This window comes from Streptomyces sp. MGP-P1, from assembly GCF_057766565.1.
In genome coordinates, this window is record NZ_JBYMEM010000007.1 from 2,597,732 (window position 1) to 2,619,668 (window position 21,937).

Consider the following 21,937-nt stretch of genomic DNA (forward strand, 5'->3'; position numbering starts at 1 on the left):
GCTACCTCCGCCGCGCGTGGGCCAGCAGGATGGAGGCGGCCCCGGGCACGGCGCACGCCGCCCGGTCCAGCAGCCGCAGCGGACGCGGCACCCCGTGGAAGGGGGCGCCCGTGATCCTCACGTCGTCGAAGCCGGACGCCGCCAGGAACGAGCGCAGTGCCCGGGCCGTGTACAGCCGCAGATGCCCGACCACCTCGGAGCCGGGGCGGCCGTGGATGCCCCGCAGACTGACCTCCGAGAACACCGGCTGCACCCCGGCGAGCAGCAGCGCCCGGTTGTACCAGGCCGCCAGGTTCGGCGTGGACAGCATCAGATGGCCGCCGGGCCGCAGGACCCGCCGCAGCTCGTCCAGCGCCTGGTCCGGGTCGACCAGATGCTCCAGGATCTCGCTGAACAGCACCGCGTCCGCGCACCCGTCGGCCAGCGGCAGCCCGCCGTGCTCCAGTTCGCCGCGGACCACGAGACCCATCCGGGGCCGGGCCCTGCGCAGGGCGTCCTGCGACCAGTCGACGCCGATCAGCCGGTGACCCGCGAGGACCGGGGCCGCCGTGGCCGCCGCCGTGCCGTCGCCGCACCCGATGTCGAGGATCACCTGCCCCGGCGCGCCCAGCGCGTCGGCCAGCAGCCGGGCCTGCCGCAGGGTGCGCCCGTCGCCCGAGGCGACGGGAACGGCCGGGTTCTCGTAGAAGTCCCGCAGCCCGCGCGGGGGAGAGGTGGTGCCGGTCATACGGTCTCCGAGGACGTCGAGGCCAGGTGACGGGTGAACAGCTCGCGCAGGCGTACGCCGTCCTCGTCGCCCAGCAGGGTGCGCGACCAGCGCAGCGTCAGATGCAGCCGGCCGCCCGTGGACGCCGTGGTGAACGTCAGCCCCCGGGGCATCCGGGCGGGCGCGGAGAACCAGACGGCCGTCGCCCGGCCCGCCTCCCCGAAGTCCAGCGGATACGGCACCCGGCCGATGTTGCTCAGCAGCGTCGTCGAGGTCCACGGCCCGGCCAGCACCCGCAGCCCCCGGGTGAGGGCGGCGCGGGCGGCCACCGGCAGCAGCGGCGCGGTCAGCAGGGAGGCGGAACGGCCCAACGGGGGACGGGGGCGCGCCTTGAGCGCCCGGGTGCGCTCCGCGGTCGCCCGCAGCAGTGCCGGGATGTCCGCCCCGGGCGCCGGCTCGGACGCGGCGAAGCCGACCTCCACCAGCCGCGTGCCGTTCCCGATCGGCATCTCGGGGCCCCGGGTGCGGTCGTCGACCGGCATGGTGATCCGCAGCGGCCGGCGGTCGGCCCCCGGCCCGCCCCGCTCCCGGTTCCAGTCGGCCACCGTGAGCGCGGTGGCCACCATCAGCTGGTCGTTCACCGTGTACGGCGCGCCGGACTCCCGCTTCGGGACCGGCAGTTCGACCAGCAGCATGGCGTTGCCCGGTACCGGCGACGGCCCCGGCGAGCCCGCCGCGATCCGGGCGGGCCGGGCCAGCGGCGCCGCCGGGGACTCCCCGACGAGCGGCTCGGACGCCGGCCGCGCGGGTGCGGGGGCCGGCGGGGTGCGGTGCGCCCCGTAGACCTCGGCGGTCGTCGCCGCCAGCCGCATGCAGGCCGGTCCGTCGAGAGCGGTGTGGTGCACGGCGAAGAGCAGCACACACCCCTCGGTGCCCGGCTCCTCGACCACCGTGAGCCGCAGCGGCGGCGACGCCGTCAGCGGCGGGGCCTCGTCCAGCGCCCGCGCCCGGGCCCGGGCGAGCGACCCGGGCGCGGACGGCGGGAAGGAGAGCGGATCCGTGTCGGGACGCCCGGTCAGCTCCCACTCGTAGCGCCGGGCGAACGGTGACCGGGGGCGCTCCCGCATCAGCGCCCGGGGGTGCCGGGCGAGCGCCTCGCCGAACGCGGCGCGCAGCCGCGCCTCGTCCACCCGGCCGGGCAGATGGATCTCGATGTGCACGGTGTTCGGCTCGGCGTCCTGCGCACAGTGCCGGGCCACCTCGTCGACCACCGGGAACGGCACCCGGCCCGGGGCCCCGGGCCGGGGCGTACCGCCCCGTGCCCGGGGGTGCTGCGTGGTCGCCATCAGGCGCCCCTTCCGGGACGGGACGGCGGCGGCTGCTGACCGCCGGGCTGCTGCGTCGGGCCCTCACCGCCCTGGTTGTCACTGCCATGGCAGTCACCGCCCTGGTCGTCGCCGTGGCTGCTGCTTTCGCCTTCGCCTTCGCCCGCGCCGGATCCGTACCCGAACCCGGGCGCGGGAGGTGGAGTTCCCCGCGGACGCTTCGGGTCGGTGGACAGCGTCCGGCCCGCAGCGGCGGCGGCCTGCGCCGGAACCGTGGGCGCCTCGCCGTCCGCGGCCGTGCCCCGGCCCCCGGCGGCCCGCCTGCCGAGCGGCTCGCGGCCGACCGTGACCAGGGCGGCGAACAGGCCGACCAGCGCCAGGAACTGGGCCGTCGCGCCGAACGCACCCTCGCCCGCCGCCGTGGTCTCCCCGGTGCCCACGGCCGCGACGACACCCGCGGCGGCCATCGCCGCGAACGCGACGGGCGCGAGCAGCCTCGGCCGGAAGTGGGCGAGTACGGCGAGGACCGGCACCGCCAGGGCGAGCGGCCCCGCGATCACCACCCCCACCAGGGTGAGCGCCACCGTGCCCAGGACCAGACCCGGACCGGGCGCGACGGGCTGCTCCTCGGCCGCGTACGGCTCGGCTCCCCGCCGGCGCACGAACGCGAGCCCCACGAGCGCCAGGAGCAGGACCCCCGCGCCGATCAGACCCACCTGGTAGATCCGGGCCGGCTCGTACTCCAGGGTGACCTTGCCGCCCTCGCCCTCCGGGATCAGCCAAGCCTGCTGCCAGCCGTCGATCCGCAGCGGCGTCAGCTCCTCGCCGTCCAGGGTGGCCTTCCAGCCCTTGTTGTGGTTCTCGTGGATCTGGAGGTAGGAGGCCTCGCCCGCGCCGACGGCGATCGAGCGCCGGTCGCCGTCGCCCTGCTCGACGTCCACCGAACGCGGCGTGCTCGCCGCGGCCTCGGTGGTGCCCTCGCTCAGCGTCACGTCCGTGATGGCGAGCGGTCCCGCGTCACCCGCTTCCACGGTGGTGGACGAGGCGGCCAGCTCCACCGTGCCGCCCTCGGTGCACGGTGTGACCTCGATGGGGCGGCGCTGCGTCAGGTCCCGCACCAGGCCCTCGGCGCGGGTCTCCAGGAACGTACCGCCCACGGACAGGACAGGTCCCTTGCCGCAGGCCAGGCTGAAGGTCTTGTCCGGCTTCGGCTGCGGCGAGCGGTACTCCTCCAGGGCCGGGACGTAGACCTCGCTCAGCCCCACAGGCAACTGCAACTGGTCGTCGGCGACCGGGTTGTGCACGGTCAGCGGAGCCTGGCGCGAGATGGTGATGTCCATCCGGTCGGTCCTGATGGGCGAGAAGCGGGCCATGCCGTTCTCGTCCACGGAGGCCACCGCCGTGCCCTCGGGGGAGCTGATCTGCACCTGCTCGGGGCGGGTGGACAGACCGCCGGCCGCCGCGAAGACGATCTCCCCGATCTCCTTCTTCTCCGGCCAGGACAGATGCAGTACGGGGCGTTCGCCCGCGATCCACGCCGTGGTCAGATCACCGTCGGTCAGATTGCGCGGAGTGAGGCTGGTGCCCAGCCGCGCCGTGGAGTCGGCGCTCACCTCGATCTTGTCCCGCTCGCCCGTCAGCTCGTGGAGCAGCTTGTCCAGCTCCTCGCCGGGCACCGGCACCGCGCTGGCGGACACCTTGTACGGGCCCGCCTCCTGGGCGGTGAACTGCCGGTGCAGGCCGACCTCGGCCGCCACCGAGGACAGACCGCCCGGGTCGTTGCCCCGCCGCAGCGAGTAGACCGAGGAGTCCGCGCCCTCACGGGGCGCGTCGGCGGGCAGTTCCAGCATCCGGGTCACCTGCACCCCGGGAATCGTGATGTCGGTGAAGCCGGCGCCGGTGAGTCCGGGACGCCCCTGCTGGGACTCCAGGATCGTCACCTTCAGCCAGGACGCCTGCCCGGTGGGCGCCGCCACCGTCTGCGCCGATCCGTCCGGCTTCAGCGGGCTGTCCTTGAAGCCCCGCTCGGTCTCGACCCGGACGACGGTCGGCGCGGCCCGCACGTTCACGCTGGGCAGCGGCGTCACCTGGAGCGAGGCCGGAAGCTCCGTCGGAGTGGTGAAGTCGATCCGCACCCACTCGTCCTCCGGAGAGCCCGGGGACCCCTCGGCCCAGCCGGTGTCCGGGTTGCCGTCGAAGGCGTTGACCGGGTCGTACTGCGGCAGATGGAACAGCCAGTTCCCCACCGACGAGGCGCTGACCTTCTTGGCGCCCCGCAGCACGGCCGTCGTCTGGTGCTCCGCGCCGGAGGTCGGCAGGATCTGCCGGGGGCTCCGGTCCGGATCCTGCGTGGCCTCCACCGCGTTGCGCTCACCGGCGGTGTACGTGTACGAGGTGTTGGAGTTGACCAGACCGAACCGGGTGTCGGCGCGCCGCAGCCCGTCGCCCGCCGCGTACAGCGAGGGCCGTCCCAGACCCGGGTGCGCGTCGCCGGCCAGCACGGCCGGCCGGCCGTTCAGCGCGCCGCTCGCCGACAGCGGCAGCAGGGACTCGGGCCCGCCGCTCACGACGGCCGTCGAGGCCACCGGGGCCGTGGTCGCCCGCCCCGGACGCTCCGTCCCGGCGGGCGGCTCGTAGATCTCCACGGCCCGCTGCCGCGGATAGAGGCCCTCGACCTGCACGGGGGTGTCCGCCGCGATCCGGCCGCCGGTCATCACCGGACCGAAACCGGTCACGCGCCGGTACCCGGACGCCTCCAGGGTGCGCTTCACCGTGGCCGTGGGGACGTACCCCAACTGGTCGGGATCCAGGTCGTTGCGGACCACCACATGGTGCAGCCCCGCCCGGTTGAGGTACTCGCTGAGCCCGGGGACCTCGCCGCCGGTGGTCAGCGCCTGCTCGACGGCGTCCATCGCCCGCCGGTTGCCCGGCGTACCGAACGGCACGTAATCCCGTTGCGCCCAGGGCGAGTTCGCCAGCACGTCCAGCGGCTGGTCGATCGGGGAACCCCAGGTGTAGATGCCGTGCGCGGTCGCGGGGACCACCAGGGCGCGGTCGTCGGCCGAGTTCTTCCTCAACCAGCTCCCGGTCGTCTCCCAGTACGTGGGCAGCTGCTGGAACGAACCCGTCTGGAGGATCGAGCCGTTGACGTACGGCCAGGCGAGACCCGGCAGCACGAGCGCGGCCGCGATCACCGGCACGAGCCGGCGGGCGCGCACCGCGCTGCCGCCGCCCCGCGCCGCCGCGGCGACGGAAGCCACCGCCGTGAGGTGTGCGAGACCCAGGGCCAGGGCCAGGGCCAGACCCGTCTGGAACTTGTAGACGTTGCGGAACGGCACCAGCCAGCCGTCCAGCCAGTCCTGCACGGTCCCGTGGAACAGCCCGCCCAGCGCACCGCCGTAACCGGCGAGCGTGATCAGCGCGACGCTCAGCACGGTCAGCACCAGCCAGCGGCGCTCGGGCAGATCACGGCGGGCCAGACCGGCCAGGCCCAGGGCGGCGGCGAGCGCCGAGCCCAGGATGGTGACGGTCGCGGTGGCGACGGTCCAGCCGGCGGGCAGCCAGGCCTCGCCGAAGTTCAGATAGCCGACCCAGTTCCCGCCGCCGCGCAGCACCTCGGTCGCCGACATGGTCGTCGTGGTGGTGTACGAGGACTCCACGTACGGCATGAAGTTCTCGCCGAAGACGCCCAGCAGCAGCAGCGGAACGATCCACCAGGCGGTCGCCAGGATCACGCCCGGGATCCACCACGCCAGCAGGGCGCGCTTGCGCGGCCCGCCGGGACGGGACAGCAGATACAGCCCCACCGGCAGCAACGAGGCCAGTGTGGACGCGGCGTTGACGCCGCCCATCAGCGGGATCAGCAGCGCGGAGCGGGCCGCCGCGATCCTCGGCGCGAGGCGCGGGTTCGTCAGCGGCAGCAGCACCCACGGCAGCAGGGCGCCCGGCAGGGCCGCCGCCGAGGTCGAGCCCACGACGATGGTGTACGTCGGCCACAGCGCGTACGCGACCGCGGCCGGCAGCCGGGTGGCCGGGGAACCCACGGCCAGCCGCTCCGCCAGCCGGAGCGCACCCCAGAAGGCGGTCGCCACGATCAGCGACAGCCACAGCCGCTCCGCGAGCCAGACCGGTAGGTGCAGCAGGTCGGCGGCCCCGTAGTACGGCAGCATCGGGATGGCGTAGCCCACGTACTGGTCGGCGATCCCGCCGAACCCGGCCCGGCTGTGCCACAGCTCGCCCAGGTCGCCCAGGAAGCGCCAGGGGTCCGCGACGACGCCGAGCTTGGTGTCGAACGTCATCCGGCCGGGCGACACCGCGAGGAAGGCCGCGAACACGGCGGCCCAGAAGCCCAGCAGCCAGCGCCGTGAACGGGGCGTGGGCGGTCCGTCGGCGGGACCGGAGGGCGCGGGAGGCGCGCCCTGGGGGGCCGTGGACCGGGGTGGGTGGACAGCGCTGGTCATGAACACCGCCGGAGGATGAGGAGGAGGTTCCAGGTGGCGAATTCCCGCAGTACGGGGATGCGCGGTACGAGCTGGGGAAGGACGGGCCAGTAGCGCGAGCGTGCGGAGACGACGGTCACGTCGGAGCGGCTCCGGACGTGGCGCAGGGTCTCCCCGACGCCGATCTTGAAGAGGTTCTCGCCGAGGCGGTGCTTGGCCGGGCCGCCGGTGCGCCGCTCGTAGCGGCTCCGGGCGCGTTCGGCGCCGAGGTAGTGCCAGGGCGCCCACTCATGGCCGCCCCACGGGGAGAGCCAGTTGGTGTACGAGACGTAGATGAGACCGCCGGGGCGGGTCACCCGCGCCATCTCGCTGAGGAAGGTGTGCGGATCGGCGACGTGCTCCAGCACGTTGGAGGAGAAGCAGACGTCGGCCGCGCCGTCGGCGAGCGGCAGCAGATAGCCGTCGGCGACGACGGTGTCCGCGCGCTGCCCGGGGCCGATCTCGCTCGGATCCGGTTCGAAGAGGTAGCTGTGCGCACCGCGCCGCCGGAACTCGCGGGTGAAGTAGCCGTCGCCGCCGCCGATGTCCACGACGACCTTGTCGCGGAGCGGGCCGTGCCGCTCGACCTGGTCGGCCGCGTCACGGGCCAGCAGGGTGTACGCCGTGGCGGGGTCGCCCTGTTCGCGCAGGAAGGCGCGGAACAGGGCGGCCGACCGCCGGAACGAGGGGTCCTTCACGCGCTCGCGCCGATCACCGGGGCGCTCGGGCCGCCCGCGGACCCGGCGGTCGCCTCGGCGGCGACCGCAGCGAACCGGCGCACACTGACGGTCCACCGGTAGTCGGCGGCCCGTTCGCGGGCCGCCCTGCCCATCGCCTCGCGCCGCTCGTCGTCCAGCGCGAGCGCGCACCAGGAGGCGGCGAAGGACGACGCCCCGGGGGCGAGGATCCCGGTGACCCCGTCCTCGACGGAGTCGCGCAGCCCCGGCACGTCGAAGCCCAGGGTCGGGGTGGACCGGGCCGCGGCCTCCGTGACGACGAGACCCCACCCCTCCACGGCCGCCGGGTGCAGCAGCATCCACGCGGCGCAGAGCAGCCGGTGCTTCTCCGCCTCGGTCACATGACCGGCGAACTCCACGCCGGGACCGGCGAGCTGTTCCAGCCGGGCCCGCTCGGGGCCGTCGCCGACGATGACGAGCCGACCGCCGGTGACCGGCCGGACCCGCTCCCAGAGCTGGAGCAGCAGGTCGATGCGCTTGTAGTCGACGAGCCGGCCCAGTGCCACGAACAGCGGTGTGGCGGACCGCGCACCCTGCGGGCTCGGCTCCTGGACTCCGTTGTGCACCACCCGTATACGCCGGTCGGGCACGCCCAGGTCGCGCAGGGCGCCCGCCGTGGACGGGGACACCGCGATCATCAGGTGGTCGCGGTAGGCCCGGGACAGGGCCCAGTGTTCGAGCTTGCGCCCGGCACGGGCCACCGGCGTCGGGAAGCGCATGTCCCACAGGTCGGTGTGCACGTGGTTGACCAGGCAGACCGTGGGGCCGCGGTGCCACAGCGGGGCCAGGTACGGCATGCCGTTGCAGACCTCGACGAGCAGGTCGCACGTGCCGATGCGCCGGGCGAAGGCGGACCGCGCGCCGACGTAGTGCCCCAGGGCGGAGCCTGCCGAGACGACCCGGTAGGGCCGGCGGGCGGCCGGTCCGCCGCACAGCAGCGTGACGTCGTGGCCCCGCTCGGTGAGGCCCAGGGCGAGCTGGTCAACCAGTAGCTCGGAGCCGCCGGCGGCCGGATTGCCCAGGTCGCGGTGGGCGAGGAAGACGATGCGCCCGGGGGTCGCGGGGATCGTTGCGGGCGCCGGGCCCTGACCCGGACGCGCGACGGCGTCAAGCAGTGGGGGAGGGACGTGCTGGGGCATGGGTGCTCCAACTCGGCTCGGGGGGCGGGGACGGGGGGAGCGGCCCTCGGGGCGAGGGCCGCTTGGAGCGGGGACGTACCGGGGGGCCGGGACGGGGGCGCGCCGGGGCCGGGGAACCCGGCTGCGGGGCGAGGGATCGAGAAGAGGGTGATGAGACTGATGAGACTGATGAGGGTGCTGAGGGTGCTGAGGGTGATGAGGAAGTGAAGAGGAGAAGGACGGACGGGACGAGACCGGGGGGCCGTGCTCTGGTGGGGATAGACAGTTTTCGGCACGGGTACGCGCCCGGCTACTCACCGGTGCAACAACTTGCCGGTAACTCAGGTGTGCGGAATCGTCATCATGTGAGTGTTCGGCGCTTCCGGCTCCGTCCGGCGGCCCCGGACGACGAGCACGACGCCCGCCAGGGCGAGCACACCGCCCAGCCCCGCGGCCCCGGCCGGCGCGCTCGTGCCGAGCATCGCCAGCCGGTCGCTGTCCGCCGACGCCAGCTCGACCTGCTTGAGCTGGGTCTCCTCGGTGAACTCCACCCGCTCGCTCTCCAGGAGCACGACGGCGTCCTTCTTGGAGCCGGGGGCGCGCAGCGTCTTCCTCGGGCCGATCGCCGCGTTCATGATCCGGCCGGTCCGCCGGTCGACCACCAGCTCGATGCCGCTGTTGGAATACCACTCCTCGGCCAGCACCTGGGGAATCTTCTTCTTCCCCACGAGCAGTCCGGGCACCTGGCGCACCCCGGTCCTGGTGGGCTCGACCTCGCCCTTGAAGAGCAGGCCGGAGTAGCCCTGAACCTCCTGCTCACCGGCGTAGGAGAGCCGTACGACCCCGCCCAGCGTGCTGTCCCACCAGCGGTAGGAACGCTTCTCGACGTCGAAGGGGAACTTCAGATAGGCCTCCCCGTCGAAGGTCGGGGACTCCTCGCAGCAGTGGACCGGCTCGTTCGTGACCCGGTCGGTCACCCAGCGCTCCAGGGTCCACTGGAGGGCGTCACGGGGGTCCGAGGCGGGCAGGGTGTCCTGGTGGTCGACCGAGGTGGAGACGTCCCACACGGCGTTGCCGCTCTTCTCGCTGTCGGCCACGTCCCCGCGCACCTGCCGCGTGATCGTGATCGCTCTGTCCTCGACCGTCTCCACCTCGGACGTGTCGAAATAGCTGCCCGTCCCGGTGAAGACGGTGGTGGTGTCGATGTCGACGGGGGTGCGCTTGGCATGCGGCTGGACGTACCAGACGAGCAGCGGCGCGAGGACGAGCAGGAAAACCCCTGCCCCCAGCAGGACAAGCGACAGGGGTGAAGCGTTGTGGCGCATCCGGGCACTCCTGGGTCGAATCTCTTCGCGGAGGTGCACGGGCCCGGGCCGGTCAGCCCTTGATTGGCGTGAACTTAAGCAAGCCCTTGACGGAATGTCAATGTGCTGTCGACACTGTGTCCCAGCCGGAGGGGCCCGGCTGACGGGGTGGGGATCGCCTCCAGCAAGGAGCTGACCCGACCATGCGCAGACTCATCGCCGCCGCTGTCACCGTTCTGGTGGCCGCCACACTCGCCGTTGGTGCGGCGGTCGGTGTCGTGGCACTGCTCGACGCCACTCCCGACCAGCCCAATACGCCCCTGATCAGCTATGACACCGCCCCGGCGGTTCCGTGACCCGCCCCGCCTGGCAGGACGTCCCCCGGTCGAAGCTCGACCGTTTCGAGGCGATCGCCCGGTCCGAGGCCCCTGAGCTCGCTCAGTCCATCCTGTTCCAGATTCGCCAGGAATATCCCTATCTGGAGCTGGTCGAGGACGAGTCCGGTGAGCCGCTGGCCCTCGTCGGGATCCGCCGCGCCATCGAAGGCTTCGTCCACAACCTCACCGCCGGCGCCCACCCCCGGGTGCCGCCGGAGATGTTCCAGGAGTTCGGGCGCGGCGAGGGTCTTGAGGGCCGCAGCCTCGACGCGCTCCAGGCCATCTACCGCCTCGGAGTCCGGCTCACCTGGCGCAGGCTCGCCGAGATCGGCCAGCAGGCCGACATCCCCGCGCCCGCCATGTACGAGCTGGCCGAATCGGGATTCGAGTATCTGGACGGGCTCGTGGAACAGTCGGTACGGGGCTACGCCGAGGCGGCGGCCCGGCGCGCCAGCGAACGGCTCCGCCTCCAGCGCCAGCTGATCGAGCTCCTCCTGGTGGAACACCGGGGCGATGTGTCGGTGGCCCTGTCCGAGCGGGCCGCCCGCATCGGCTGGGAGCTGCCGGAGACGATCGCCGTGGGTGTGCTCATGCGCCCGGCCCGCGAGGCCGTGGCCCCGGCGGTCGGGCAGGGCATTCTGCTGGAGATGGAGAGCGAGCAGCCGCGCATCGTCATTCCGGACCCGGACACGGCGGGCCGTGCGGAGATCCTGCGGCGTGCCACGGCCGGCTGGTCCGGGGCGATCGGCCCGGCGGTCCCGCTGGCGGCCGCGGCGACCTCGCTGCGGTGGGCGGAGACCGCGGTCCAGCTGATCAAGAAGGACCTGCTGCCGCAGGGCGAGGTGCTGTACTGCACCGAGCGGACGGAGGAACTGCTGCTGCTTCCCGCCCAGGAGCTGATCGACGCGTCCGCCCGCCGCTGCCTCGCCCCGCTGGAGGGCCTCGGCCCGACCCAGGCCCGGCGCCTGGCCGAGACGCTGCTGGCCTGGATCGAGACCCCCGGCGGCGCCCCGGAGGTGGCCGCCCGCCTCGGCATCCACCCCCAGACGGCCCGCTACCGGCTGCGGCAGATCCGCGAGCTGTGGGGTGACGCCATCGACGAACCCGATCAGCGCTTCGAGATGCTCCTGGTGCTCCGCGCCCGGCGTCTGCGGGGTGACCCGGCCGCCACCGCGGGCTGAACGGCGACCGGGCGGCCGGACGTCCGCGAACGTCCGGCCGCCGGTGCCGTCGGCAGGCCGGGACGGCCGGCACGCTCCGGATCAGACCGGGGTGACGTACGCCCCGGCGATCCCGCCGTCGACCAGGAAGTCCGTGGCGTTCACGAACGAGGAGTCGTCGCTCGCGAGGAACGCGACGGCGGCGGCGATCTCGGTCGGCTCGGCGAACCGGCCGACCGGGATGTGCACCAGACGCCGGGCGGCCCGCTCCGGATCCTTGGCGAACAGCTCCTGGAGAAGCGGGGTGTTGACCGGGCCCGGGCACAGGGCGTTGACGCGGATGCCGTCGCGCGCGAACTGCACCCCCAGCTCGCGCGACATCGCCAGGACCCCGCCCTTGGACGCGGTGTACGAGATCTGCGAGGTGGCCGCGCCCATCCGGGCCACGAAGGACGCCGTGTTGATGATGGACCCCTTGCCCTGCTCGCGCATGTAGGGGATCGCCGCCTTGCAGCAGAGGTACACGGAGGTCAGGTTGACCTCCTGCACCCGCCGCCAGGCCTCCAGGCCGGTGTCCAGGATGGAGTCGTCGTCCGGCGGGGAGATCCCCGCGTTGTTGAACGCGATGTCGACCGAGCCGTAGGTGTCGAAGGCGGCCTTGAAGACGGCGTCCACCTGGTCGGCGTCGGTGACGTCGGTACGGACGAAGAGCCCGCCCGCCTCCTCGGCGGCCGCCTTGCCGCTCTCCTCGTCGACATCGGCGCAGACGACGTGCGCACCCTCGGCGGCCAGCCGCCGGACGGTGGCCAGGCCGATGCCGCTGCCGGCTCCGGTGACGACGGCGGTACGGCCGACCAGGCGGCGGCAGACGGAAGAAGTGTCGGTCATGGTGCTCAGGCCTCCGTGCTGATGAAGACGTTCTTGGTTTCGGTGAAGGCGGCCAACGCGTCCGGGCCGAGCTCGCGGCCGAGGCCCGACTGCTTGTAGCCGCCGAAGGGGGTCGCATAGCGCACGCCGGCGTGCGAGTTGACGGAGAGGTTGCCCGCCCGCAGCCCCTGGCTCACGCGCAGCGCGCGGCCGACGTCCCGGGTCCAGACCGAGCCGGCGAGTCCGTAGTCGGTGGCGTTGGCGAGGCGCAGCGCGTCCTGCTCGTCCTCGAACGGCAGGACCACGGCGACGGGCCCGAAGACCTCCTCGACCGCCACCGGCGCCTCGGGCGAGACCCCGGCGAGGACGGTCGGCGGGTACCAGAACCCGGGACCCTCGGGGGCCGTCCCGAGGATGGTCCGTACGCCGTCGGCACCACGGTCACCGTCGACGAAGCCCCGTACCCGGTCGCGCTGGAGCGCCGAGATCAGCGGCCCCATCTGCGTCTTCTCGTCGGCCGGGTCGCCCACCACGACGGCGGACACGGCCGGGACGAGCGAAGCGAGGAAGCGGTCGTACACGGACCGCTCGACCAGGATCCGGGTGCGGGCGCAGCAGTCCTGACCGGCGTTGTCCAGGAAGGACATCGGCGCGGCAGCCGCGGCGGCCTCCACATCGGCGTCGGCGAAGACGATGTTGGGACTCTTGCCGCCCAGCTCCAGGGTGAGCCGCTTTACGCGCTCCGCGCAGCGGGTCATGATGTGCTTGCCGGTCCGGGTGGAGCCGGTGAACACGATCTTCGCGATGCCCGGGTGCTGGACCAGGGCGCTCCCGGCCACCGGCCCCTCGCCGGGCAGCACCTGGAGGAGACCTTCGGGAAGCCCCGCCTCCAGGGCGAGTTCGGCCAGCCGGAGAGCGGTCAGCGGTGTCGTCTCGGCGGGCTTGAGGAGGACGGCGTTGCCCGCCGCGAGGGCCGGGGCGAGGCCCCAGGCGGCGATCGGCATCGGGAAGTTCCACGGGGCGATGACCCCGACGACGCCCAGCGGCTCCAGGACCGTGAAGTCGATGCCGCCCGCCACCGGGATCTGCCGGCCCAGGAGCCGTTCGGCGCCGCCCGCGCTGTAGTCGAGGAGATCCCGTACGTTGCCGGCCTCCCACCGGGCGTTGCCGATGGTGTGTCCGGCCTCGCGGACCTCCAAGCGGGCCAGTTCCTCGATGTGTCCGTCGACGACGACGGCGAAGCGGCGCAGCAGCCGCGCCCGGTCGGCGGGCGCGGCGGCCGCCCAGCGCCGCTGGGCGGCGGCGGCACGGGTGACGGCGGCGTCCACATCGGCGGCCGAAGCAGCCGGGACGGTGGCGATGACCTCGGCGGTCGCCGGGTCGAGGACGTCCAGGGTGGGTTGTGACACGTACGGACCTCGATCGGGAAGTGGTGGTCAGAGGCGTTCGAAGGAGCGGCGCAGTTCCCAGTCGGTCACCGCGGAGTCGTACGCGGTCAGTTCGACGCGGGCCATGTTCAGGTAGTGGGCGACGACCTCCTCGCCGAACGCCTCCTTGGCGATGGGGCTGGCCTCCCACAGCTCGGCGGCCTCGCGCAGCGTCGTCGGCACCCGGTCGTAGTCCCCGGTGTAGGCGTTGCCCGTACAGGCCTCGGGCAGCTCCAGCCCGTGATCGACCCCGTACAGTCCGGCGGCGACGAGACCGGCGACGGCCAGGTGCGGGTTGACGTCGCCGCCGGGCAGCCGGTTCTCGAAGCGCATCGAGCGCCCGTGGCCGACGACCCGCAGGGCGCAGGTGCGGTTGTCGACGCCCCAGGCGACGGCGGTGGGGGCGAAGGAGCCGGGCTGGAAGCGTTTGTAGGAGTTGATGGTGGGCGCGTAGAGGAGGGAGAAGTCCCGCAGGGCTGCGAGCTGTCCGGCCAGGAAGTGCCGCATCAGCCCGGACATGCCGCCCTCGCCGTCGCCCGCCATCATGTTCGCGCCGTCCGCGTCGGTCAGCGAGAGGTGGATGTGGCAGGAGTTGCCCTCGCGCGCGTCGTACTTGGCCATGAACGTCAGCGAGACGCCCTCCTGGGCCGCGATCTCCTTGGCGCCCGTCTTGTAGACGGCGTGCTGGTCGCAGGTGGTGAGCGCCTCGTCGTAGCGGAAGACGATCTCGTGCTGGCCGGGATTGCACTCGCCCTTGGCGGATTCGACGGTCAGCCCGGCCTCCTGCATCTCGTTGCGGATCCGGCGCAGCAGCGGCTCGATGCGGCCGGTGCCGAGGATCGAGTAGTCGATGTTGTACTGGTTGGCCGGGGTCAGCCCGCGGTAGTCGCGGTCCCAGGCCTCCTCGTAACTGTCCCGGAAGACGATGAACTCCAGCTCCGTGCCGACCTGCGCCGTGTATCCGAGCTCCGCCAGCCGGTCGAGCTGGCGGCGCAGGATCTGGCGCGGGGCCGCCACCACCGGACTGCCGTCGTGCCAGGCGAGATCCGCGATCAGCAGGGCGGTCCCCTCGTGCCAGGGGACGGGGCGCAGGGTGGCGGGATCGGGGACCATGCCGAAGTCGCCGTAGCCGTTCTCCCACGAGGACATCGCGTAGCCGTCGACGGTCCGCATCTCGGTGTCCACGGCCAGGAGGTAGTTGCAGCCCTCGGTGCCGTGCTCCAGCACCTCGTCGAGGAAGAACCCGGCCGCGAACCGCTTCCCCTGGAGCCTGCCCTGCATGTCCGGGAAGGCCAGCACCACGGTGTCTATCGACCCGTCCGCGACCCGTGAACGGAGCTCGTCGACGCCGAGCGGGGGTGTGCGGTCTGCCACGGGATGCCTCCTTGGGTGAACCGGGAGGCTTAAGGTATGGCAGGGAACCATTGCTTGGGAAGGGGATACGCGAGTGGCCACCAGGAGGAGAGCCGACGACACCCGTCCGGCGGTAGAGGCGGTGGCCGCGACGGAGGTGGTGACGGCGGCGGTCGACGCCGCCGGGGGCGGGAGCGACACCGTGACCGGCCCGCCGGCCTCCGTGCTGCGGCCCGTCCGTGCGGGCAACGGCTTCGAGGAGGCGCTGGAGCAGCTCCTCCAGACCCTGCGCCTCGGGCTGGTCCCGCCCGGCGAACGGCTCCCCTCCGAACGCGAGTTGTCCCAGCATCTGGGGATCAGCCGGGTCACGCTGCGCGAGGTCCTCAAGGTGCTCCAGGACCAGAGCCTGGTCGAGAGTCGCCGGGGCCGCTACGGAGGAACGTTCGTCCTGCCGCGCACCGCGGCCCCCGACGGCGGGGGCGAACTGCGCCGCCGCATCGCCGCCGTCGACGTGGAGGACACCCTGCGCTTCCGCGAGGTGCTGGAGGCGGGAGCGGCGGGCCTGTGCGCCGAATGGCTCCCGGCGGACGGCGGGGCCAGGCTGCGGGCCGCGCTCGACGCGACGCGGGGCGCCCGGCTTGATGACTACCGCCGCCAGGACACCCTGCTCCACCTCACGCTCGCCGAACTCTCCGGCTCCCGCACGCTCGCCGCGCAGTACGCCGCGGTCCGGGCCACCCTCAACGAACTGCTCGACTGCATCCCGCTGCTGGTGCGCAACCTGGAGCACTCCCAGCAGCAGCACGCGGCCGTCGTCGAGGCGGTGCTCGACCGGGACGCGGACGCGGCCCGCGAGATGATGCGCGAGCACTGCGGAGGCACGGCGGCCCTGCTCCGCGGCTTCCTCGCCTGAGCCGGTCCCGCGCCGCCGAGGTGGCGAGGCGGATCCGTAACCACACTCCGCATCAGTAACCACGCCCCGCATCCGTAGCCACACCTCGAATCCGTAACCACTCCTTAACGCACGCCCCTTGCGCTTCCCCCGGCGTTCCACAAAGGTGTGCCGACGGACCTTTGGTCGAAGCAGTTCCCACGATGAAGTCGACACACATCTGGAGCGCCTCATGGCTCAGGGAACCGAAACACCCGCCGGACCACCCGGTGACGCGAGCCCGGGGGTGTCCGGCACGGACGCGTATCTGCACCGCAGGACCCTGCGCCGGGGCAGTGCCGGCTGGCTCCTGCTGACCGGGCTCGGCGTCGCCTACGTCGTCTCCGGCGACTTCTCCGGCTGGAACATCGGCCTGTCCAAGGGCGGCTTCGGCGGACTCGCCGTCGCCATGGTCCTGATGGGCGTCATGTACGCGTGTCTGGTCTTCGCGCTGGCCGAACTCTCCGCCATCCTGCCCACGGCGGGCGGCGGCTACGGCTTCGCCCGGCGGGCGCTCGGCACGTGGGGCGGCTTCCTCACCGGCACGGCCATCCTCATCGAGTACATCCTCGCGCCCACCGCGATCGCGCTGTTCATCGGCGACTACGTCGAATCGCTCGGCCTCTTCGGCCTCACCTCCGGCTGGCCCGTCTACCTCGCCTGCTTCGCGGTCTTCATCGGCATCCACCTCTGGGGAGTCGGCGAGGCGCTCCGCTTCAGCCTGGTGGTGACCGCCATCGCGGTGGCCGCGCTGCTGATCTTCGCCGTCGGCGCGTTCACCGAGTTCGACGCGGGCCGGCTCAACGACATCCCCGCGGACCCCTCCGCCTTCGGCTCCTCCTCCTGGCTGCCGTTCGGACTCCTCGGGATCTGGGCGGCCTTCCCGTTCGGCATGTGGTTCTTCCTCGGCGTGGAGGGCGTGCCGCTCGCCGCCGAGGGGCGAAGGACCCGGTCCGCTCGATGCCCAAGGCCCTGGCCATCTCCCTGGCCGTGCTGGTCCTCCTGGCCGTCATCACCTTTATCTCCGCCACCGGCGCCCAGGGCGCCGACGCCATCAAGGAGGCCGGGAACCCGCTCGTGGTGGCCCTGCAGGGCACCGGTGAGCCGACCGCCCTGAGCCGCTTCGTGAACTACGCGGGCCTCGCCGGACTGGTGGCCTCCTTCTTCTCCCTGATCTTCGCCGGATCCCGCCAGCTGTTCGCCCTCTCCCGGGCCGGGTACCTGCCGCGCTTCCTCTCGCTGACCAACCGCCGCAAGTCCCCCTACCTCGGCCTGCTGATCCCCGGAATCATCGGGTTCGCGCTCGCCGCCTGGAGCGGCGACGGCGGCCGGATGCTGAACGTCGCCGTCTTCGGCGCCACGATCAGCTACGCCCTCATGGCCCTCTCCCACCTGGTGCTGCGCCGCCGCGAACCGGAGCTGCCGCGCCCCTACCGCACCCCCGGCGGAGCGCTCACCTCGTCCGTGGCCTTCGTTCTGGCATGCTCGGCACTGGTGGCGACCTTCCTGGTGGACCGCGACGCGGCGTTCATCGCCCTCGGCGTGTACGCGGTGGCGCTGGCCTACTTCGCCTTCTACAGCCGTCACCGGCTGGTCGCGGGGGCCCCGGAGGAGGAGTTCGCCGCACTGGCGGCGGCCGAGGCCGAACTCGCCCGCGACTGAGCCCCGCACCCTTTCCGTCCGGCCCCACCGATCCAACGAGGAGCACGTTTCATGTCCCGGCCCGTCATCGGCATCAGTACCTACCAGGACCCGGCCCGCTGGGGGGTGTGGGAGATGCCCGCGGTGCTGCTGCCCGCCGGCTATCCCCGCCTCGTCCGGGCGGCGGGCGGGCTCGCAGTGCTGCTGCCGCCCGACGACGCGCGGGACGCGGCCCGGGACACCGTCGCCGCCCTCGACGGGCTGGTGATCGCCGGGGGAGCGGACGTCGAACCGGCGCGCTACGGGGCGGTCGCCGATCCCCGTACCGGCCCCCCGGCCCGCGAACGCGACGCCTGGGAGCTGGCGTTGATCCGGGCCGCGATCGAACGGGAGGTCCCGCTGCTCGGCATCTGCCGGGGCATGCAACTGCTGAACGTGGCCCTCGGCGGCACCCTGCACCAGCACCTGGACGACCACACCGGCGGCCCCGGCGTCTTCGGCAGCCACCCGGTGACCCCCGTGCCCGGCACCGCGTACGCGGACGCCGTCCCGGAGACCGCCGTGGTGCCCGCCTACCACCACCAGGCGGTCGACCGGCTCGGCGGCGGTCTGGTGGCCTCCGCCCACGCCCCCGACGGGACCGTGGAGGCCCTGGAACTCCCCGGGCACGGGAGCCTGGTGCTCGGGGTGCAGTGGCACCCCGAGATGGGCGAGGACACCCGGGTCATGGCCGCTCTGGTCGGGGCGGCCGGGGCGCGGGCGGCGCTGAGCCCTCGAACCCAGGACCGGAGAAGTCGGGCCCCGCGAACGCCGGTGGGCTGAAACGGGGGCCGAGGCCCTCGCCGGCACCCGGCGTGGGCTTCGTCGCGCCGGCCAGCTCCTGGAGGAGGAACGGCCTGATGCCCCGGTCGCGCAGCGCCGCGAGCCAGGCCTCACGGGCGTCCTCGACGGCGGGAAACCGGTCGGGCACGGTCGCCGCGCCGTCGGCCGACTGCTTCGCCGCCGTGCGGTACAGGGCGACGACGCTGACCAGGGCCGTGACCGCCGCGACCACCAGAGCGAACCAGCCGACGCCGACGAGGGTGCCCGCCAGGGAGGGCAGCGCCCCGGCGAGTCGCAGACCGTGGCCCAGCAGCAGGAACGTCGCCGCGGCCACGGCGGCGAGCACCGGCGTCAGCACCCCGAGGACTGCCAGCACCCCGGCCCCCGGCCGCTCCTGAGAGCCCGGTCCGGAGAGCGGCGGGCTTCCGGCGCCCTGCCGTACGCCCCGGGCGCGCCGCCGCAGGGCCGCGTAGCGCCGGTACTCGGCGTCGGCCGCGGGCGTCGTGCGTGCCACGGCCGCCAGGCCCCGGACGCGCAGCCTGCCGCCGTGGACTCCCGTGTGTTCGAGCAGGCGTTGGATCTCCGGGGAGGCGATCACCTCGTCGAGTGCGCGTCCGTAGTCGGAGCTGTCCTCGTCTCCGAGCCGGGTAGGTCTGCCCATGCTGTCCCTCGGTCGACACAGGTGTGCCGACACCTGTGTGGTGGGTGTTCCGTCACCGCACCGCGGGGGCGCGCACGTGCCGCGTGCGCACCTCCGCGGCTGTCCGGTGAGGCGTTCGAAGCGTCCGGAACGGTGTTCCGGAGGGTGTCTAGAGGTGCTGCGTGACCGCGGGCATGAGGTCCTGGAAGGTCCGCCCGTCCGCCGGCGCCCGATCGCGGTCATCTGCCAGCCCGAGCCGGAGCGCTGGACCTTGGCCATGATCTGGGCGGTGTGCCGCCCGCCGCCGGTCAGGGTGTACCGGGCCAGCTCCTGGCCGTTGCTCTCGTCGACCAGACGGCAGAAGGCCGCCTCGACCTCCTCGAAGGTCTGACCGGTGAAGGAGTTCACCGTGAAGACGATCTGGTCCACATGGACCGGCACGCGCCGCAGGTCGACGACGATGGACTCGTCGTCCCCGCCCTGGCCCGCCCCGCCGACCCGGTTGTCCCCGGTGTGCTGGACCGAACCGTCGTCACTGGTCAGGTGCTGGAAGAAGACCACGTCCTGCGGGGCCTGGCCCGCGAAGAGCACCGCCGAGGCGTCCAGGTCGATCTCGCGGGCGGTCAGCCGCGCCAGAAATCCCTTACGGGGAGCGGACTTCCAGCCCAGTCCCATCCGTACGACGCCGAGCTCGCCGCCGCCGGACTTGGTGAGGCTGACCTGCTGGCCCTTGGTGAGGTTGATCGTCATCGTTCCGCCTTCGGTGACTGGGTGACTGGGGTGACTACGGTAGGGCGTGCGCCTCGAGGATCCCGTCGGCTCAGAGGCTGACGCCGAAGTCGGCGACGATGCCGCTGAGGCCGGAGGCGTAACCCTGCCCGACCGCGCGGAACTTCCACTCGGCGCCGTGCCGGTACAGCTCGCCGAAGACCATCGCGGTCTCGGTGGAGGCGTCCTCGCTCAGGTCGTAGCGGGCGATCTCCGCGCCGCCCGCCTGGTTCACCACCCGGATGTACGCGTTGCGCACCTGACCGAAGCTCTGCCCCCGACTCTCCGCGTCGTGGATCGAGACGGGGAACACGATCTTCGCGACGGTCGCGGGCACCGAGGCGAGGTCGACCTTGACGATCTCGTCATCGCCCTCGCCCTCACCGGTGAGGTTGTCGCCGGTGTGCTCGACCGACCCGTCGGGGCTCTTGAGGTTGTTGTAGAAGACGAAGTGCTCGTTGGACAGCACCTTGCCCGCCTCGTCGCAGAGCAGCGCGCTCGCGTCCAGGTCGTAGTCGGTGCCGGTGGTCGTGCGGACGTCCCAGCCGAGACCGACGAGGATCGCGGTCAGCCCCGGGGCCTCCTTGCTCAGCGAGACGTTTCCGCCCTTGGCGAGGCTCACGCCCATGATGTTCTCCCTTGTGCGGTGACGGGTGTTCACGTGTGTGCGGTGACGGGGGTTCACGTGGTGGCGGCCACGCCGCGGGTGACGGCGCGGACACTCTGCGACTACGAGAAAATCTACAGCACTGTAGATTTTCGGGGCCAGGAGGTGTTCGGCCCGCCCCGGCCGGTCGCCGGTACCTCCGCCGGCTGGATACGATTTCCGGACGCCCGGCAGGCGAGACGCCACGGCAGGGCGACCGAACGGAGAAAGCCGGGCGGACGGACGGAGAGAGGGGTCGGGCCGTGGACGCCGAAGGAGCCGGTGGCGAGCGGGAGTCCCCCGCCCGCAGGCGTGGCCAGGGCGAGCTGGAGGCCCAGGTGCTGTCGGTGCTGGGCGGGGCGAGCGAGCCGGTGACCGCCGCCTGGGTGCTGGAACGGCTCGGCGCGGGCCTGTCGTACAGCACCGTCATCACGATCCTGACGCGTCTGCACGCCAAGCAGGCGGTCACGCGCACCGGACGCGGCCGCCCCGTCCTGTGGGAGCCCGTGGCGAACGAGGCGGGGCTCGCCGCCCTGCGGATGCGCCGCCTCCTCGACAAGCAGAGCGACCGGGACGCGGTGCTCTCCAGCTTCGTCTCCGTCCTCTCCTCGCACGACGAGGAGCTGCTGCGGGCCCTGCTCGCCGAGAGCGGTCCCGACGACACCGGAACGCCCTCGGACCGGCCGGAGCGCTGACGATGGGCGTCTTCGTCTACCTGCCCCTGGTGCTGCCCCTGACCGCGTTGCCGATCGCGCGCCTGGCCGAACAGCACCTGCATCCCCGCAGGGCCGCCCGGCTGCTGACGACTGTCGCCGTGATCCTCGCCTCCTGCAGCCTGGTGTGTCTCGGACTGCTGGTGGTGGTGGGCACGGCCCAGCTGCCCGGCAACCCGCTGCCCGACGGCTGGTCCGACGCCGAGGTCCGCGAGGCCGTGCCGCACGACGCGTTCGCGGGCAAGGCGGCCATCCTCGCGCTCGTCGTCGTGACGGCGGCCTGCGCGGTCACCGTCCACCGCCACTACCGCTTCCGGGCGCGGGCCCACCGGACGCTCGCGGGCCTGCCGGGCGGCGACGTCGCCGTGCTGCCCGACGACGTCCCGTACGCCTACGCGCTCCCCGGCTCCCCGGGACGGGTGATGGTCTCCACGGCGCTGCTCGCCTCCCTCGAACCGGCCGAGCACCGGGCGCTGTTCGCCCATGAACGGGCCCATCTGGCGGGGCACCACCACCGATTGCTGCTCGCGACCCGGCTGGCGGGCTGCGTCAATCCGCTGCTGTGGCCGCTGCTCGGGGCCCTGGTCTACAGCACGGAACGCTGGGCGGACGAGGAAGCGGCCCGGGTCACCGGCGACCGCCGGCTGACCGCACGCGCGGTCGGCAGGGCGGCGCTCGTCTCCCGCCCGGCGCCCGGCGGCGCGGCCTTCGCCGCCTTCGCAGCGGCGGGGCCCGTACCGCGACGGGTGGCGGCGCTCCTGGGCCCGGTGCCGCCGGACCGGGGCTGGCCCCCCGCCCTCACCCCCGCCGGTGTCGCCGCGCTCGTCGCCGCGGCCGGGACGACCGTCTCCGCGCTGTCCGCGCTGAACGCGGCCGTCGCGCTGTTCCTCGTCCTGGAGGCGGCGACACCGCTGTAACCCGGGG

The 21,937-nt window shown here is 73.2% G+C and carries 17 protein-coding genes and 2 pseudogenes; 7 read left to right on the forward strand and 12 right to left on the reverse strand.

The features are described 5' to 3' along the window. Nucleotide 1: 1 nt before the first annotated feature. The 6 genes from AC3CH1_RS33235 to pgfA all read right to left on the reverse strand — a co-directional run bounded on the left by AC3CH1_RS33235 (nucleotide 2) and on the right by pgfA (nucleotide 9,689). Complete coding sequence (locus AC3CH1_RS33235; protein WP_488466260.1) at nucleotides 2-727, reverse strand: class I SAM-dependent methyltransferase; 726 nt, start codon at nucleotides 725-727, stop codon at nucleotides 2-4. Further along, a complete protein-coding gene (locus AC3CH1_RS33240) occupies nucleotides 724-2,052 on the reverse strand; it encodes a condensation protein (RefSeq protein WP_488466261.1) in 1,329 nt (442 codons plus the stop codon). Before AC3CH1_RS33240 ends, AC3CH1_RS33235 begins: the two co-directional genes overlap by 4 nt. Next, complete coding sequence (locus tag AC3CH1_RS33245; protein ID WP_488466262.1) at nucleotides 2,052-6,491, reverse strand: alpha-(1->3)-arabinofuranosyltransferase domain-containing protein; 4,440 nt, start codon at nucleotides 6,489-6,491, stop codon at nucleotides 2,052-2,054. Before AC3CH1_RS33245 ends, AC3CH1_RS33240 begins: the two co-directional genes overlap by 1 nt. Further along, on the reverse strand, nucleotides 6,488-7,207 hold the full coding sequence (locus tag AC3CH1_RS33250; RefSeq protein ID WP_488466263.1) for a class I SAM-dependent methyltransferase: 720 nt from the start codon (nucleotides 7,205-7,207) through the stop codon (nucleotides 6,488-6,490). Before AC3CH1_RS33250 ends, AC3CH1_RS33245 begins: the two co-directional genes overlap by 4 nt. Further along, nucleotides 7,204-8,385, reverse strand: a complete 1,182-nt coding sequence (locus AC3CH1_RS33255) for a glycosyltransferase family 4 protein (protein ID WP_488466264.1) — start codon at nucleotides 8,383-8,385, stop codon at nucleotides 7,204-7,206. Before AC3CH1_RS33255 ends, AC3CH1_RS33250 begins: the two co-directional genes overlap by 4 nt. Nucleotides 8,386-8,705: 320 nt before the next feature. Continuing rightward, on the reverse strand, nucleotides 8,706-9,689 hold the full coding sequence (pgfA, locus tag AC3CH1_RS33260) for a cell envelope lipid trafficking protein PgfA (protein WP_488466265.1): 984 nt from the start codon (nucleotides 9,687-9,689) through the stop codon (nucleotides 8,706-8,708). Between the two features lie 182 nt (nucleotides 9,690-9,871). On the opposite strand from pgfA, the gene AC3CH1_RS33265 reads away from it, so the two are divergent. Together AC3CH1_RS33265 and AC3CH1_RS33270 are read left to right on the forward strand one after the other, a co-directional pair. After that, nucleotides 9,872-10,024, forward strand: a complete 153-nt coding sequence (locus AC3CH1_RS33265; RefSeq protein ID WP_003970781.1) for a hypothetical protein — start codon at nucleotides 9,872-9,874, stop codon at nucleotides 10,022-10,024. Beyond that, complete coding sequence (locus AC3CH1_RS33270) at nucleotides 10,021-11,226, forward strand: PucR-like N-terminal domain-containing protein (protein WP_488466266.1); 1,206 nt, start codon at nucleotides 10,021-10,023, stop codon at nucleotides 11,224-11,226. The genes AC3CH1_RS33265 and AC3CH1_RS33270 overlap by 4 nt, the downstream gene beginning before the upstream one ends. An 81-nt stretch (nucleotides 11,227-11,307) precedes the next feature. On the opposite strand, the gene AC3CH1_RS33275 is transcribed toward AC3CH1_RS33270, so the two are convergent. Genes AC3CH1_RS33275 through AC3CH1_RS33285 form a run of 3 tightly spaced genes read right to left on the reverse strand, consistent with a single transcriptional unit; the run spans nucleotide 11,308 to nucleotide 14,873 of the window. Beyond that, nucleotides 11,308-12,093: a 3-oxoacyl-ACP reductase gene (locus AC3CH1_RS33275; RefSeq protein WP_488466267.1), complete on the reverse strand. Its 786-nt coding sequence runs from the start codon at nucleotides 12,091-12,093 to the stop codon at nucleotides 11,308-11,310. Between the two features lie 5 nt (nucleotides 12,094-12,098). Next, nucleotides 12,099-13,481, reverse strand: a complete 1,383-nt coding sequence (locus tag AC3CH1_RS33280; protein WP_488466268.1) for an aldehyde dehydrogenase family protein — start codon at nucleotides 13,479-13,481, stop codon at nucleotides 12,099-12,101. Between the two features lie 27 nt (nucleotides 13,482-13,508). Continuing rightward, nucleotides 13,509-14,873 carry a glutamine synthetase family protein gene (locus AC3CH1_RS33285; protein ID WP_488466269.1) on the reverse strand — a complete coding sequence of 455 codons (1,365 nt, stop codon included), beginning with the start codon at nucleotides 14,871-14,873 and terminating at the stop codon, nucleotides 13,509-13,511. 139 nt (nucleotides 14,874-15,012) lie between these two features. Here AC3CH1_RS33285 and AC3CH1_RS33290 point away from each other — a divergent pair, with 139 nt between their 5' ends. The 3 genes and pseudogenes from AC3CH1_RS33290 (at nucleotide 15,013) to AC3CH1_RS33300 (ending at nucleotide 18,246) form a co-directional block, all read left to right on the forward strand. Next, nucleotides 15,013-15,765 carry a FadR/GntR family transcriptional regulator gene (locus tag AC3CH1_RS33290; protein ID WP_488466797.1) on the forward strand — a complete coding sequence of 251 codons (753 nt, stop codon included), beginning with the start codon at nucleotides 15,013-15,015 and terminating at the stop codon, nucleotides 15,763-15,765. Between the two features lie 211 nt (nucleotides 15,766-15,976). Further along, nucleotides 15,977-17,445, forward strand: a pseudogene (gene eat / locus AC3CH1_RS33295) (ethanolamine permease). A gap of 51 nt (nucleotides 17,446-17,496) precedes the next feature. Next, nucleotides 17,497-18,246: a gamma-glutamyl-gamma-aminobutyrate hydrolase family protein gene (locus AC3CH1_RS33300; RefSeq protein ID WP_488466270.1), complete on the forward strand. Its 750-nt coding sequence runs from the start codon at nucleotides 17,497-17,499 to the stop codon at nucleotides 18,244-18,246. On the opposite strand, the gene AC3CH1_RS33305 is transcribed toward AC3CH1_RS33300, so the two are convergent. The 3 genes and pseudogenes from AC3CH1_RS33305 to AC3CH1_RS33315 form a co-directional block, all read right to left on the reverse strand. Continuing rightward, nucleotides 18,149-18,907, reverse strand: coding sequence for a hypothetical protein (locus tag AC3CH1_RS33305; protein WP_488466271.1), 759 nt, complete (start codon nucleotides 18,905-18,907; stop codon nucleotides 18,149-18,151). The two genes, AC3CH1_RS33300 and AC3CH1_RS33305, sit on opposite strands and share 98 nt — an antisense overlap. A 148-nt stretch (nucleotides 18,908-19,055) precedes the next feature. After that, a pseudogene (locus AC3CH1_RS33310) lies at nucleotides 19,056-19,636 on the reverse strand (TerD family protein). A 70-nt stretch (nucleotides 19,637-19,706) separates the two neighbouring features. Beyond that, nucleotides 19,707-20,282, reverse strand: coding sequence for a TerD family protein (locus tag AC3CH1_RS33315; RefSeq protein ID WP_047175329.1), 576 nt, complete (start codon nucleotides 20,280-20,282; stop codon nucleotides 19,707-19,709). Between the two features lie 281 nt (nucleotides 20,283-20,563). Between AC3CH1_RS33315 and AC3CH1_RS33320 the strand changes: the two genes are divergently transcribed. Further along, the gene (locus tag AC3CH1_RS33320; protein ID WP_397923693.1) at nucleotides 20,564-20,995 is read left to right on the forward strand and encodes a BlaI/MecI/CopY family transcriptional regulator; all 432 of its coding nucleotides are present in this window, start codon (nucleotides 20,564-20,566) and stop codon (nucleotides 20,993-20,995) included. 2 nt (nucleotides 20,996-20,997) lie between these two features. Then, the gene (locus tag AC3CH1_RS33325; RefSeq protein ID WP_488466272.1) at nucleotides 20,998-21,930 is read left to right on the forward strand and encodes a M56 family metallopeptidase; all 933 of its coding nucleotides are present in this window, start codon (nucleotides 20,998-21,000) and stop codon (nucleotides 21,928-21,930) included. The last annotated feature ends 7 nt before the right edge of the window (nucleotides 21,931-21,937 follow it).